Raw genomic sequence first — 11,965 nt, forward strand, 5'->3', positions numbered from 1 at the left:
AGAATTAACGCGAAAAAAGGTGCAGTCTGTCCGCTTGGTGGGGAAGCATGTAAATAATGCATGATTTTGCATCGGAAATCAGGAATGCCTTGCTCTTGATACTGCAAGGAGATGCCGAACTTTGGGCGATCGTTCTGCTTTCGCTCAGGGTTTCGCTTATGGCGGTTCTGATTTCGGCCGTGATCGGGATGCCGCTGGGCGCCGCCTTGGCCGTCAGCCGCTTTCCCGGACGGCGCGGCGTGATTGTTCTGGTGAACGCGCTGATGGGGCTGCCGCCGGTGGTTGTGGGCCTGCTGGTTTACCTGATGCTGTCGCGCTCGGGGCCTCTGGGCGTGCTGCAACTGCTCTATACCCCGACGGCCATGATCATCGCCCAGGTGGTTCTGGTCACGCCCATCGTGGCGGCCCTGACCCGGCAGGTGATCGAGATGCTGGCCGAGGAATATTCCGAGCAGCTTCGCTCGCTGGGCGTGTCGCGGCTGGCGTCGGTTCCGACCCTGTTGTGGGACGCGCGGCTGGCGCTGGTCACCGCGCTTCTGGCCGGGTTCGGCCGGGCGATTGCCGAGGTCGGGGCGGTGATCATCGTGGGCGGCAACATCAATCACGTCACCCGCGTGATGACGACGACCATCGCGCTGGAAACCTCCAGGGGCAACCTCGCTCTGGCCCTGGCGCTCGGCGCGATCCTGATCGGCATCGCGGTGGCGGTGAACGCCCTTGTCAGCGCCGTCAGCCTGCGGGCCGAGCACGAGGGCTTGACCCATGCGTGACCTGTCTGCCGAAACCCGCATCGGGCTCGAGGCCCTGGGCCTGCGCATCGGGCGCAACGGGGGAACCCTGCTGGATGTGCCGCGGCTGGTCTTCGACGGGCCGGGGCCGACCCTGATCCTCGGGCCGAACGGAGCCGGCAAGAGCCTGCTGCTGCGCTGTCTGCACGGGCTGATCAAACCCGATGCCGGGCAGGTCCGGCAGGACGGCGCGCCGCTGGGGCCGGCCCAGAAGGCGCGCCAGGCGATGGTGTTTCAGCAGCCGGTGCTGCTGCGCCGGTCGGTGGCCGGGAACCTCGATTTCGTCCTCAGGCGCAGGGGCATGGTGCGCGCGACCCGCAAGGACCGGATCGCGGCCCTGCTGGCCGAGGGCGGGCTGTCGGACAAGGCCAGGCAATCGGCGCGGTCCCTGTCCGGGGGCGAGGCGCAGCGGCTGGCGATCCTGCGGGCGCTGGCGACCGAGCCGGACATCCTGTTCCTGGATGAACCGACCAGCGCACTGGACCCGGCCGCGACACTGGCGATCGAGCGCATGGTGCTGCGCGCCTCGGCTCAGGGCGTTCGGATCGTGATGGTCAGCCATGACATCGGCCAGGCAAGGCGGCTGGCGGCGGATGCGGCGATGATGCAGGGCGGTCGCGTGGTCGAGCATGGGCCGGCGAGCGAAGTGCTGGAAACCCCGAAAAGCGAGGCGGCGCGGCGCTACCTCGCGGGTGGTCTGATTCTGTAAAAGGCAAGGGAACTTTCAATGGTCGGAATTCGGATCCGAACGTTATTGATGGCGCTTGGCCTGATGGCGGGCGGTGCGCAGGCCGAGGAGGCCTACATCGTTCTGCAATCGACCACCTCGACGCAGAACTCGGGGCTTCTGGATCACATCCTTCCCGGTTTCGAGGCCGAGACGGGCATCGACGTTCGGGTCGTGGCCGTCGGCACCGGTCAGGCGATCAGGAATGCGAGGAACGGGGACGGCGACGTTCTTTTGGTCCACGCAAGGGAGGCGGAAGAGAAATTCGTTGCCGACGGCTGGGGCGTCGAGCGGTTCGACGTGATGTACAACGATTTCGTTCTGGTTGGTCCCAAGTCAGATCCCGCCAAAGTCGGGGGCGGGACGGATATCGTTGCCGCGCTGAAGGCGATTGCCCAAGCGACGGCTCCGTTCGTGTCCCGTGGCGATGACAGCGGCACGCACAAGGCAGAGCTGCGCCAGTGGAAAGAGGCAGACATCGACGTCGCGGCGGCCTCTGGCGGTTGGTATCGCGAGACGGGCTCGGGCATGGGGGCGACGCTGAATGTCGCGTCCGGCATGGAGGCCTATGTTCTGACCGACAGGGCGACCTGGATCGCATTCGGCAACAAGGGTAATCTGGAGATCCTTGTCGAAGGTGATCCAAGGCTGTTCAACCAGTATGGGGTCATTCTGGTCAATCCCGAGAAACATCCCGGCGTTCGCGCCGCGGCCGGGCAGCGGTTCATCGACTGGCTGCTGGGCGAGGTCGGGCAGGGGGCGATCGCGTCGTTCCGGCTGGACGGGCAGCAGCTGTTCTTTCCGAATGCGCGTTGAATTGGCCTGCGGCCAATGCCTCCGGCGGGAGTATTTTTGAAAAGATGAAGTGTTGGGCGGTGCCTAGCCGCTGGCGCCGTTGTGGTGAACGGTGCCTAGGCCTGACAGGTCATAGCCGCCCAGTTCCGCCGCGCGGGCGGTGAATGGGGCGGAGTGCAGGAAGGCCATCAGGCGCTGCATGGGCGGGTCGAAATAGGCGCGGCGCCAGATCGCCAGGTCGAAGCGTTCTTCGAGCAGGGGCACGAAGTCCAGCCCGTAGATCCCGGCCAGTGCGCCCAGGCCGAACCCCGCCTCGGCCTTGCCATCGTGAAGCGCGATCGCAAGCTCTTCTTCGGTGCGGGCGCAACCGGGCAGCGCGCGCAGGTCGTCGCGGTTCAGACCGTGGGCCTCAAGCTGTTCATCGAACAGGCGCTGGCTGGCGGCGCTGTCCTGACGCAGGATCACCCGGCGGCCGCGCAGGTCGGCGAAACCGGAAATGCCGGCGGTGCCCGGGGCGAGAAGCAGGCCGCGCTGCCGGCGCGCGATCTCCACCAGAACGATCGGGGCCTCTCCTACCATCTGGTGCAGCGTGGCGACGTTGAAGCCGTCTTCCTCGTGGATATGCAGGGCCGCGGCCTGCGCGCTGCGCGTCTTGAGACGGTCGAGCCCGTCAAACGAGCCGTCATAGTAGGTGGCTAGGCCCGAGCCGCTTTCGCGCAGCGCCCAGTCCAGCAGCGGGTCGTGGCTGCCGGCGACGATCGGGGGCAGGGGCGGCTCGGCCACCTGCGGCCCCGAGCGCGAGGCGTTGAGCCAGGCCAGGATCTCGGCGCGGGGAAACAGCAGCTTGCCCATCGCGCGCACGCAGGGGATTTCCCCCGATGAGGCCAGGTCATAGGCCTTGCGCTCGCCGATGCGCAGCAGATCGGCCAGTTCGCGGGTGGTCAGGAACTCGGCCATTCAGTCCAGCCGCACCGAAGAGCTGGTCGCGCCGGGCGCGGAAAACCCCAGTTGCTCCAGGATCAACGGCGCCGCGGCGGTGATGACGATCATGGTGGCCACGGCAGCCAGAAACGCTTTCATTTTTCCTCCTCCCGAGCTGAGGCGCGACGCAGAAAGGCGATCAGGTCGGCGCGGTCCTGCGCCTGTGTGATCCGTTGCATCGGCATCTTGGACCCCGGAATGTAATGATCCGGGCCAAGATCGAAAAGGGCATTGATCGTGTCGTCACGCCAGACGATGTCGGAGTTTTTCAGTGTCTCCGAATAGAGATAGCCCGGCAACGACCCTGCGGGGCGTCCGAAAATTCCGTACAGCGTCGGTCCGGCACGGCGCCCGCCATCGGGGGTCAGCGCGTGGCAGATCGAGCATTTGCGGGCAAACTGCCGCTCGCCATTGTCCATTTCGTCCGGGTCTTTCAGGAATGGGCGTTCCTCCGTCGCCATCTGCTGATGGTCGCCGAGGGCGGAAACGGGCCAGCTGTACATGGCGTCGTCGATGCCGCCCGCATGGATGTTCTCGCCATCGGGCGAATAGGCCAGCGCCCAGACCGGGCCGCGCAGCGTGGCGCGGAAGTCGCGGGCGATGCTCCAGCTCTGGGTGTCGATCACCATGATGTAGCCCTCGCCGTCGCCCACCGCCAGTTGACGGCGATCCGGGCTGAGCGCCAGGGCCAGGATCGGGCGGCGGTCCAGTGTGAAGTCATGCTCTTCGCCAGTGCTCAGGTCCAGAACGCGGGTCACGCCGTCAACCGCGCCGTAGGCGATCCAGCCATCGGTTTCGTTCAGAACCAGTTCGTTGATCCCGAAGCCATGCTCGATGACATGGCCGATCTCGTCGCCGCTTGCCACGTCCCACAGGCGCAGGGTTCCGTCGGCCCCGGCGGAATAGAGCTGCCGCCCATCCGAGGTGAATGCCACATCGTTGACGCCGCTGCCGGTGGGGCCAAGAACCTTGGGGTCCGACCCGTCCACCGGCCACAGCCCGATGGTTCCGTCCCAGCTGGCGGTCGCCACATGGGTTGCCGAGGCCGCCAGCCTGACGATCTTGCCCTTGTGGCGGCCCACCACCTCTCCGCCGGGCCAGCGGCGCAGGGTAAAGTCGTCGCCCGCCGAATAGATGCTGGTGCCGTTGAACATGACGGTATTGACGGCAGCCTCGTGACCGTCGAACCAGTTCGGCTTGCGGCCCAGCCACAGGCCGACCGAGTTGTCGAAGCTGGCCGTGGCGATGCGGCCGTCCGGTGCCGTGGCGATGTCCATGATCGGGCCGCCGTGGCCCTTGAGCGTATAGAACTCGGCCGCCCACAGGGGCAGCGGAAGCAGGGCCAGCGCAATTGCCAGCGCCCGCATTTATTCCGCCGGCGAGGCCGCGCCCCCGGAGGCTTCGGCCTCCTGGACCTCCTCCAGCCACAGCGAGTGATGCTCGCGCGCCCATTGCTCTTCGACTTCACCGGTGCCCATGGCGTCGAATGCGCCCTCCATGCCGATCGAGCCCAGGTAGATATGCGCGAAGATGATGGCGAGAAAGCCGTAGGCCACCATGACGTGCCAGATCTGGGCATATTGCATCTCTTCATGCGGCGACATCTGCTCGGGCAGGTTCAGGCCCAGCAACTCGGGCACCCCGGTCGCGTTGGCGATGACGAAGGTCTTGGTGAACATCGGCAATTCGAACGGAAACAGCAGGGACAGCCCCGACAGGCTGATCGAGATACCGAGGATGATGCAAAGCCAGAAGATGATCTTTTGGCCCGCGTTGAATTTCTTGGCCGGCGGATGGAGGCCCTTGGAGAACAGCCCGCCCGCCACGGCCAGCCATTTCAGGTCGTGCCGGTTCGGGATGTTGTGGGCCACCCAGTTGACGGTGATGATGACCAACCCCAGCATGAAGGCCCAGGCGATGTTGTTGTGGATCCATTTGCTGGCCAGCGCGATGGTGGCAAAGCCCTGCTTGCCGAACAGCGGAATCAGGAAATCCCGGCCATAAAGCGCGATCAGCCCGGTGGCGCCGAGGATCAGGAACGAACCACCAAACAGCCAGTGCCCGAACCGCTCGAAGCCGTTGAAGCGGGTGACGGTGCGCCCGGTCTTCTCTCCGTCGATCCGGATCTTGCCGCGGATCAGGTAGAACAGCAGCAACGCAACCAGCGTGCCCCCCAGAAGATAGCTGCCATAGGTGCGCAGCGGCCCGGTGCGGAAGGAAAGCCACCACATTCCGGCATCCTGAATGAGAACGCCCGCGCCGGGGCTGCGGGATGAGACGGTCACGTCGGCCGTGCCATAGCGCAAGGCACGATACAGATCGCTGTCCGAGGCCGTCCCGCGCGTTCCCAACTGGCCGATCAGGGCTTCGACATTGCCCTGACCGGTGTTGCCCGCGCGATAGCTGCTGTCCACCTTTTCACCGCGCTGGCGGGCCAGGATGTCCTCAAGCGTCGTCGCGCCGCCGGTGGCGGACCGGTCCGGGCCCTCGGGCGCCTCCTGCGCCCACGAGAATGCGCTCCAGGTCAGGAAAATGAGCATCGACAGCATCAGGCGCATCAAACGGTTCCTCTTGAAATTCGCGGTCAGCGGCCGAAGCCGCCCACATGGTCGTAGAATTGCGCGCCCATGGCCGACAGGGCCTTGCGCAGTTCGTCGTTGACGGCGCCATAGACATCCATCCCGGTGGGTTCCAGGATCGCCGTGAAACGGCTGGCGAAATTGCTCCGGAAATGGCCCAGGTGGATCAGGGCGTCATCGGCGCTGCCATAGCGTTCATAGATATGCACCGCGGACCCGGATCTGTGCCATTCATAGGCCTTGGCGCCGCTCTCTTTCAGGGTCGCGGCAACCATCTCACCCATCAGGGTCTCAAAAACCTTGTCCTGCCCGTCCTTCAGGGTCAGGCGCAGGATCCAATAGACATCCTCGGTCATCGAGCAACTCCGCAAGCGCGTGATGAGGCGCGGCGACGCAATGGCCGCCGCGCGTCAATCTTTCAGGCCGGATCAGCCGCCCTTCTGGTCATAGGCGGTGCCCCAGCCCCAGGCGCCGGAACCGAAGCCGCGCGCCACGACGCGTTCGCGGTAGACGGCCGACACCACGTCGCCATCGCCCGCCAACAGTGCCTTGGTCGAGCACATCTCGGCGCACAAGGGCAGCTTGCCCTCGGCGATCCGGTTGCGGCCGTATTTCGAGAACTCGGCGTTCGAGTGGGTCTCTTCCGGGCCGCCGGCGCAGAAGGTGCACTTGTCCATCTTGCCGCGGGATCCGAAATTGCCCGCCTGCGGATATTGCGGCGCGCCGAAGGGGCACGCGTAGAAGCAATAGCCGCAGCCGATGCACAGATCCTTGGAGTGCAGCACGATGCCATCCTCGGTCTGATAGAAGCAATCGACCGGGCACACCGCCATGCAGGGCGCATCCGAACAATGCATGCACGCGACCGAGATCGACCGTTCGCCCGGCTTGCCGTCATTGATCGTCACCACCCTGCGGCGGTTGATGCCCCAGGGCACCTCGTGCTCGTTCTTGCACGCGGTCACGCAGGCATTGCACTCGATGCAGCGTTCGGCGTCGCATAGAAATTTAGCTCTAGCCATCTGTCTTCCTCCTTACGCTGCCGAGATCTTGCAGAGAGTCACCTTGGTCTCCTGCATCTGGGTCACAGAGTCATAGCCATAGGTCTGTGCCGTGTTCGAGCTTTCGCCCAGCACATAGGGGTCGGCCCCTGCGGGATACTTGTGCCGCAGATCCTCGCCCTGGAAATGGCCGCCGAAATGGAATGGCATGAAGGCCACCCCGGCACCGACCCTTTCGGTCAGCATCGCCATCACCTTGACCTTGCCGCGCTCGGGGCCTTCGACCCAGACCTGCTGTCCGTCACGGATGCCAAGGTTGTTGGCGTCGCGCGGGTTGATCTCGACGAACATGTCCTGCTGCAGCTCGGCCAGCCACGGGTTCGACCGCGTCTCTTCGCCGCCGCCCTCGTATTCGACCAGACGACCGGACGTCAGGATCATCGGGTAATCCTTTGAAAAGTCTTTCTTCTGGATCGAAGCGTAGAGCGTCGGCAGACGATAGGCATGCCGGTCCTCGTAGGTGGGATAGTCGGCCACCAGGTCGCGCCGCGGCGTGTATAGCGGCTCGCGGTGCAGCGGGATCGGATCCGGGAAGGTCCAGACCACCGTGCGCGCCTTGGCATTGCCGAAGGGGGCGCAGCCATGCTTGATGGCGACCCGCTGGATGCCGCCCGACAGGTCGGTCTTCCAGTTGGTCTTGGGGCCCGCCACGGCGTCGATCGCGGCGCGCTCCTCGTCGGTCAGATCGCCATCCCAGCCCAGGTCCATCAGCATCTGCATGGTGAACTCGGGGTATCCGTCCTGGATCTCCGAACCCACGCTGTAGACGCCTTCGGCCAGCAGGTTCTGACCGTCCCGCTCGACGCCGAAACGCGCGCGGAAGGTCAGGCCGCCCTCGGCCACCGGCTTGGACATGTCATACAGGTTCGGCGTGCCCGGATGACCCATCTCGGCGGTGCCCCAGCAGGGCCACGGCAGACCGTAGTATTCGCCGTCGTTCGGGCCGCCGATGGCCTGCAGCGTCGTCTTGTCGAACGTGTGCTGGTTGGCCATGTGGCTCTTGAGCCGCTCGGGCGACTGCCCCGTGTAGCCGATCGTCCACAGGCCCGAGTTGAACTCGCGCGTGATGCTCTCGACATTCGGGGTTTCGGGGTCTTCCATCTCGATATTGCGGAAGAACCGGTCGGCCCAGCCGAACTTGTTGGCGAACTTGGCCATGATGACCTCGTCCGGCAGGCTTTCGAACAGCGGATCGACCACCTTGTCACGCCACTGCAACGAGCGGTTCGAGGCCGTGACCGAGCCACGGGTTTCGAACTGCGTACAGGCCGGCAGCAGATAGACGCCATCGGTCCGGTCATGCAGAACGGCGGAAACGGTGGGATACGGGTCGATCACGACCAGCATGTCCAGCTTTTCCATCGCCGTCTTCATCTCCGGCCCGCGGGTCTGCGAGTTGGGTGCGTGGCCCCACAGAACCATCGCCCGCACGTTGTTGGGCTGGTCCATGTTGGCGGGGTCTTCCAACACGCCATCGATCCAGCGCGACACCGGAATGCCGCGTTCGTTCATCAGTGGCTTGTCCTTGCCTTCCTTGTCCTTGATCGAGTCGAACTGTCCTTTCAGCCAGTCCAGATCCTCGCCCCAGACACGCGCCCAATGCGCCCAGGCCCCGGCCGACAGGCCGTAATAGCCGGGCAGGGTATGGGACAGCACGCCAAGGTCAGTCGCGCCCTGCACGTTGTCATGGCCGCGGAAGATGTTGGTTCCGCCACCCGAGGTGCCCATGTTGCCCAGGGCAAGCTGCAGGATGCAGTAGGCGCGGGTGTTGTTGTTGCCATTGGTGTGCTGGGTGCCGCCCATGCACCAGATCACGGTGCCGGGACGGTTGTTCGCCAGGGTGCGGGCGACGCGCTGCAACTGAGACCCCGGCACGCCGGTCACGCGCTCGGTCTCCTCGGGCGTCCACTTCTTCACCTCGGCCCGGATCTGGTCCATGCCCCAGACGCGGGTGCGGATGAACTCCTTGTCCTCCCAGCCGTTTTCAAAGATGTGCCACAGGATGCCCCAGATCAGCGCCACGTCGGTGCCGGGGCGGAAGCGGACATATTCATCGGCATGGGCGGCCGTGCGGGTGAACCGCGGGTCGCACACGATCAGCGGCGCATTGTTCTGCTCTTTCGCGCGCAGAACATGCAGCAGCGAGACGGGGTGCGCCTCGGCCGGGTTACCGCCGATGATGAAGATGGCGCGGCTGTTGTGGATGTCGTTGTAGCTGTTGGTCATGGCGCCGTAGCCCCATGTGTTCGCAACACCCGCAACGGTGGTCGAGTGGCAGATGCGGGCCTGGTGGTCCACGTTGTTCGTGCCCCAGTAGGCGGCGAACTTGCGGAACAGGTAGGCCTGTTCGTTGTTGTGCTTGGCCGAGCCCAGCCAATAGACGCTGTCAGGGCCCGATTCCTCGCGGATCTTCATCATGCCGTCGCCGATCTCGTTGATCGCCTCTTCCCAGCTGATGCGTTTCCACTCACCGCCCTCTTTCTTCATCGGGTATTTCAGGCGGCGTTCGCCATGGGCATGTTCGCGCACGGATGCGCCCTTGGCGCAATGGGCGCCCAGGTTGAACGGGCTGTCCCAGCCGGGCTCCTGGCCGATCCAGACGCCGTTCTGCACCTCGGCGATGACGGTGCATCCGACCGAGCAGTGCGTGCATACGGATTTCACGTTCTCGACGGCGGTCGCCGCCGCTTGCTGGGCCGATGCGGGCGTCACGGTGCCGCCCGTGGCGCTGATCGCGGCAAGGCCGCCGATCGTCAGGCCCGATCCGCGCAGGAACGCGCGGCGATCAACGGTTTTTTCGCCGATCGCAGACAGGATCGAAGTCCGCTGGGGGCGTCTCGCAACCCCGTTGGTCTTTTTCCTAAGCATGTCTTCCCTCCCTTGCTCGCCATGCGCGAGGCATGACTGGCTTGGTGCTCCCAAAACCGGCGTCAGGGCCAATCGCAACCGTCAACCGGGGTGACGGCGTCCGGTTCAGAACCGGGCGCTGTCGATGTATGCGCGGGTATGCGCGGTGTCCTGGATGCGGGTATCCTCGGCAGGCGTCTCCGCCGCTTCGGCCTTTCCGCTCAGGCTGGCGGCCGCCACGGCCGCCGGGGCCGCCGTTCCGGCCAGTTTCAGGAAATCGCGGCGGGATGCGCCGGTCTCCTTGGTCTTGCTCATGGGATCCTCCTTTCCCATTTGCGGTTTGACGCCCCACCGGGCGTCGGCGAGGGGCGGATCACTCCGCCATCATCCGGAAGGCCTCGCGCTCGATCTCCATGAAGACCCGGCCGGCGGTGCCGACCGAGGCATAGAGAACCGAGTTCTCGGCTGCTTCCAAATCCGAAAAGAAATGCCCCGCCCAGGGGCTGATATGCCGGCTCCAGAAGGTCTTCTGATCCTCCAGCGAGGCCGGGGCGCCGAAGCGTCCGACGATCATGCCGCCCATCATCTCCATCAGCGAGGCGATGTTGTCCTCGGGTTCGAACACGTTGGGGGCCCGCGTGATCCCGCGCGCGGCCATGTCGGCGCGCAGCTGGGCCAGCGGCTTTTCGTTCAGGAAACCCGTCAGGTAGAAACTGGCATAGGGCAGCAGTTCGCCGCGGCCCAGGCCGATGAACAGCGCGGTGAACTCGCGCTCGGCCCCGGCGGGGTTGGTCACCTTGGCCACCCGGGCGAGGGCCTTTATCGCCTGGCCCAGATCGCTGTCGTCGCCGCTCAGCCCGGCGATCTGGTCCAGCAGCATCTGCGACGGCGGGGCCGCCAGCAGCAGGCCCAGGAAATTGTAGAAATCGGCGCGCAGCCGATCCTCTTCCGATACGTCCAGTATTTGCGGGTCGCCTGCGGCCATGTGGTTATCCTTCGAATTCAAATCTCATCCGGCGCGGGGCCGGGGGCATTTCGGGCTCATCGTGTTCATCGACCGGAGCAGACTGCGCCACCGCTGCCGCGGGCGGCATGTCCGGCTCCGGCGCGGCCTCTGCCACCGGTGCCTCATCCTCGGCGTCGGTGGTCTCTTCGTCGGGCGCATCCTCCGCAGCGGCCAGCGCCTCGACATGCGCCAACATGCCCTTGCCAACCTGGTAGGCGGTTTGGAGTGTTTCCACCACGCAGGCCGCGTCAGTGTAGTCCTCGCCGTAATCGACCAGCCCATCGACATTGGCCAGCACCGGGTTCAGCCGCCACAGGCGGCGCAGGGCGCGTTGCCGGATGCGCTCGGGCACCGCACGCGCCATGAAGCCCGAGACATCGTCGCCGGGCTTCAGGTCGTCCGGATCGGGCAGGTCGAGTTCCGCCAGGATCTCGGCGTCGGTCTTGTCCTCCAGCTCTGCCTGTTGCTGCGCGATTTCCTGTGCCTCCAGCGCGGCGTGTTCCGCCTCGGTCTCGGCCTGAACGGCAGCCTTGCGGCGAGACCAGAAATCGCGCGGCTTGTTCATTGCGCGGCCCTCCGCGGGGCGCGATACACGTCCGAGTCCTGCCGGATGCGCGCATCCCCCTTGCCGTCCTCGACAAGATCCACCCGTGACTTGTCGCGGCGACGCTTGACGAAAACCTCTTCGCGATGATGCTTGAGCGTGAAATCCCGGACCCAGGCGATCAGCCCCTCGGTCATCGGGATCTTCTCGACGATGTCCTCGCCGGAATCCGCATAATCCTGCCCCTCGAAGGGGGAGGCGGTGACCAGGGCCGCGTGCAGAGGTCCATCCCCCTCGACCTCTTCGCGCAGGACCAGGTAGATCGACGGCTGAGCGTCGGCCAGATTGACCCGGTAGGCCTCGGTATCGGATGCCCAGAGCGTCAGCGGCAAGGTTGCCGCGTGATACTCGACCGCATCGCCCTCGCGGCGCAGCTCGACCCAGTCGGCCGGCCCGGCACCTGGCAGCACGGCAACGGCCCGCCAGTTCCATTTCGCCCAACGGGTGACGCCGGGCGTTTTCCGGACGACGACGCCCAGAGGCATTTCGATGTGGATCGCGGCCTTGGCCACCAGTTCCTCCCCAGAAGGCTCTCCCCCAGTGCCTTCTCTAATGTGAACTATGGTACACAAGCAGG

General features: G+C 65.3%; 14 protein-coding genes. 3 read left to right on the plus strand and 11 right to left on the minus strand.

All coding sequences use genetic code 11. The features are described 5' to 3' along the window. Positions 1-56 precede the first annotated feature (56 nt). The 3 genes from AVO45_RS01975 to AVO45_RS01985 are packed head-to-tail and all read left to right on the plus strand — an operon-like array spanning position 57 to position 2,331. Positions 57-770: an ABC transporter permease gene (locus tag AVO45_RS01975; protein WP_068343996.1), complete on the plus strand. Its 714-nt coding sequence runs from the start codon at positions 57-59 to the stop codon at positions 768-770. Further along, a complete protein-coding gene (locus tag AVO45_RS01980; RefSeq protein ID WP_068343997.1) occupies positions 763-1,497 on the plus strand; it encodes an ATP-binding cassette domain-containing protein in 735 nt (244 codons plus the stop codon). Before AVO45_RS01975 ends, AVO45_RS01980 begins: the two co-directional genes overlap by 8 nt. Before the next feature lie 48 nt (positions 1,498-1,545). Beyond that, on the plus strand, positions 1,546-2,331 hold the full coding sequence (locus AVO45_RS01985) for an ABC transporter substrate-binding protein (protein ID WP_240482040.1): 786 nt from the start codon (positions 1,546-1,548) through the stop codon (positions 2,329-2,331). A gap of 63 nt (positions 2,332-2,394) precedes the next feature. Here the strand turns inward: AVO45_RS01985 and AVO45_RS01990 are convergent, their stop codons facing one another. The 11 genes from AVO45_RS01990 to AVO45_RS02035 all read right to left on the minus strand — a co-directional run bounded on the left by AVO45_RS01990 (position 2,395) and on the right by AVO45_RS02035 (position 11,900). Beyond that, positions 2,395-3,267, minus strand: a complete 873-nt coding sequence (locus AVO45_RS01990; RefSeq protein WP_068343999.1) for a helix-turn-helix transcriptional regulator — start codon at positions 3,265-3,267, stop codon at positions 2,395-2,397. Beyond that, positions 3,268-3,390 (minus strand): hypothetical protein, encoded by a 123-nt coding sequence (locus tag AVO45_RS20100; RefSeq protein WP_276202384.1) that lies wholly within the window; start codon positions 3,388-3,390, stop codon positions 3,268-3,270. Continuing rightward, a complete protein-coding gene (locus AVO45_RS01995; protein WP_068344000.1) occupies positions 3,387-4,658 on the minus strand; it encodes a c-type cytochrome in 1,272 nt (423 codons plus the stop codon). The genes AVO45_RS20100 and AVO45_RS01995 overlap by 4 nt, the downstream gene beginning before the upstream one ends. Beyond that, positions 4,659-5,849: a formate dehydrogenase subunit gamma gene (locus AVO45_RS02000; protein WP_068344002.1), complete on the minus strand. Its 1,191-nt coding sequence runs from the start codon at positions 5,847-5,849 to the stop codon at positions 4,659-4,661. A 26-nt stretch (positions 5,850-5,875) separates the two neighbouring features. Then, positions 5,876-6,226 carry a putative quinol monooxygenase gene (locus tag AVO45_RS02005; protein ID WP_068344003.1) on the minus strand — a complete coding sequence of 117 codons (351 nt, stop codon included), beginning with the start codon at positions 6,224-6,226 and terminating at the stop codon, positions 5,876-5,878. A gap of 72 nt (positions 6,227-6,298) precedes the next feature. Beyond that, positions 6,299-6,892, minus strand: a complete 594-nt coding sequence (fdh3B, locus tag AVO45_RS02010) for a formate dehydrogenase FDH3 subunit beta (RefSeq protein ID WP_068344004.1) — start codon at positions 6,890-6,892, stop codon at positions 6,299-6,301. A gap of 12 nt (positions 6,893-6,904) precedes the next feature. Continuing rightward, the gene (locus AVO45_RS02015) at positions 6,905-9,799 is read right to left on the minus strand and encodes a formate dehydrogenase subunit alpha (protein ID WP_068344005.1); all 2,895 of its coding nucleotides are present in this window, start codon (positions 9,797-9,799) and stop codon (positions 6,905-6,907) included. Between the two features lie 105 nt (positions 9,800-9,904). Further along, positions 9,905-10,093, minus strand: coding sequence for a twin-arginine translocation signal domain-containing protein (locus AVO45_RS02020; protein ID WP_068344682.1), 189 nt, complete (start codon positions 10,091-10,093; stop codon positions 9,905-9,907). A 58-nt stretch (positions 10,094-10,151) separates the two neighbouring features. After that, positions 10,152-10,763 carry a TorD/DmsD family molecular chaperone gene (locus tag AVO45_RS02025; protein WP_068344006.1) on the minus strand — a complete coding sequence of 204 codons (612 nt, stop codon included), beginning with the start codon at positions 10,761-10,763 and terminating at the stop codon, positions 10,152-10,154. Between the two features lie 4 nt (positions 10,764-10,767). Beyond that, positions 10,768-11,349, minus strand: coding sequence for a DUF3306 domain-containing protein (locus tag AVO45_RS02030; RefSeq protein WP_068344007.1), 582 nt, complete (start codon positions 11,347-11,349; stop codon positions 10,768-10,770). After that, complete coding sequence (locus tag AVO45_RS02035; RefSeq protein WP_082688627.1) at positions 11,346-11,900, minus strand: DUF3305 domain-containing protein; 555 nt, start codon at positions 11,898-11,900, stop codon at positions 11,346-11,348. Before AVO45_RS02035 ends, AVO45_RS02030 begins: the two co-directional genes overlap by 4 nt. Between the last annotated feature and the right edge of the window lie 65 nt (positions 11,901-11,965).

Origin of the sequence: Ruegeria marisrubri, from assembly GCF_001507595.1 — a bacterium.
Taxonomy (GTDB): Bacteria; Pseudomonadota; Alphaproteobacteria; order Rhodobacterales; family Rhodobacteraceae; genus Ruegeria; species Ruegeria marisrubri.

Coding starts and splice junctions, on each gene's coding strand:
- AVO45_RS02030 (WP_068344007.1), bottom strand. CDS start 11,349: ATGAACAAGCCGCGCGATTTCTGGTCTCGCCGCAAGGCTGCCGTTCAG.
- AVO45_RS20100 (WP_276202384.1), bottom strand. CDS start 3,390: ATGAAAGCGTTTCTGGCTGCCGTGGCCACCATGATCGTCATCACCGCC.
- AVO45_RS01995 (WP_068344000.1), bottom strand. CDS start 4,658: ATGCGGGCGCTGGCAATTGCGCTGGCCCTGCTTCCGCTGCCCCTGTGG.
- AVO45_RS02020 (WP_068344682.1), bottom strand. CDS start 10,093: ATGAGCAAGACCAAGGAGACCGGCGCATCCCGCCGCGATTTCCTGAAA.
- AVO45_RS02000 (WP_068344002.1), bottom strand. CDS start 5,849: ATGCGCCTGATGCTGTCGATGCTCATTTTCCTGACCTGGAGCGCATTC.
- AVO45_RS02015 (WP_068344005.1), bottom strand. CDS start 9,799: ATGCTTAGGAAAAAGACCAACGGGGTTGCGAGACGCCCCCAGCGGACT.
- AVO45_RS01990 (WP_068343999.1), bottom strand. CDS start 3,267: ATGGCCGAGTTCCTGACCACCCGCGAACTGGCCGATCTGCTGCGCATC.
- fdh3B (WP_068344004.1), bottom strand. CDS start 6,892: ATGGCTAGAGCTAAATTTCTATGCGACGCCGAACGCTGCATCGAGTGC.
- AVO45_RS02005 (WP_068344003.1), bottom strand. CDS start 6,226: ATGACCGAGGATGTCTATTGGATCCTGCGCCTGACCCTGAAGGACGGG.
- AVO45_RS01985 (WP_240482040.1), top strand. CDS start 1,546: ATGGCGCTTGGCCTGATGGCGGGCGGTGCGCAGGCCGAGGAGGCCTAC.
- AVO45_RS01975 (WP_068343996.1), top strand. CDS start 57: ATGCATGATTTTGCATCGGAAATCAGGAATGCCTTGCTCTTGATACTG.
- AVO45_RS02025 (WP_068344006.1), bottom strand. CDS start 10,763: ATGGCCGCAGGCGACCCGCAAATACTGGACGTATCGGAAGAGGATCGG.
- AVO45_RS01980 (WP_068343997.1), top strand. CDS start 763: ATGCGTGACCTGTCTGCCGAAACCCGCATCGGGCTCGAGGCCCTGGGC.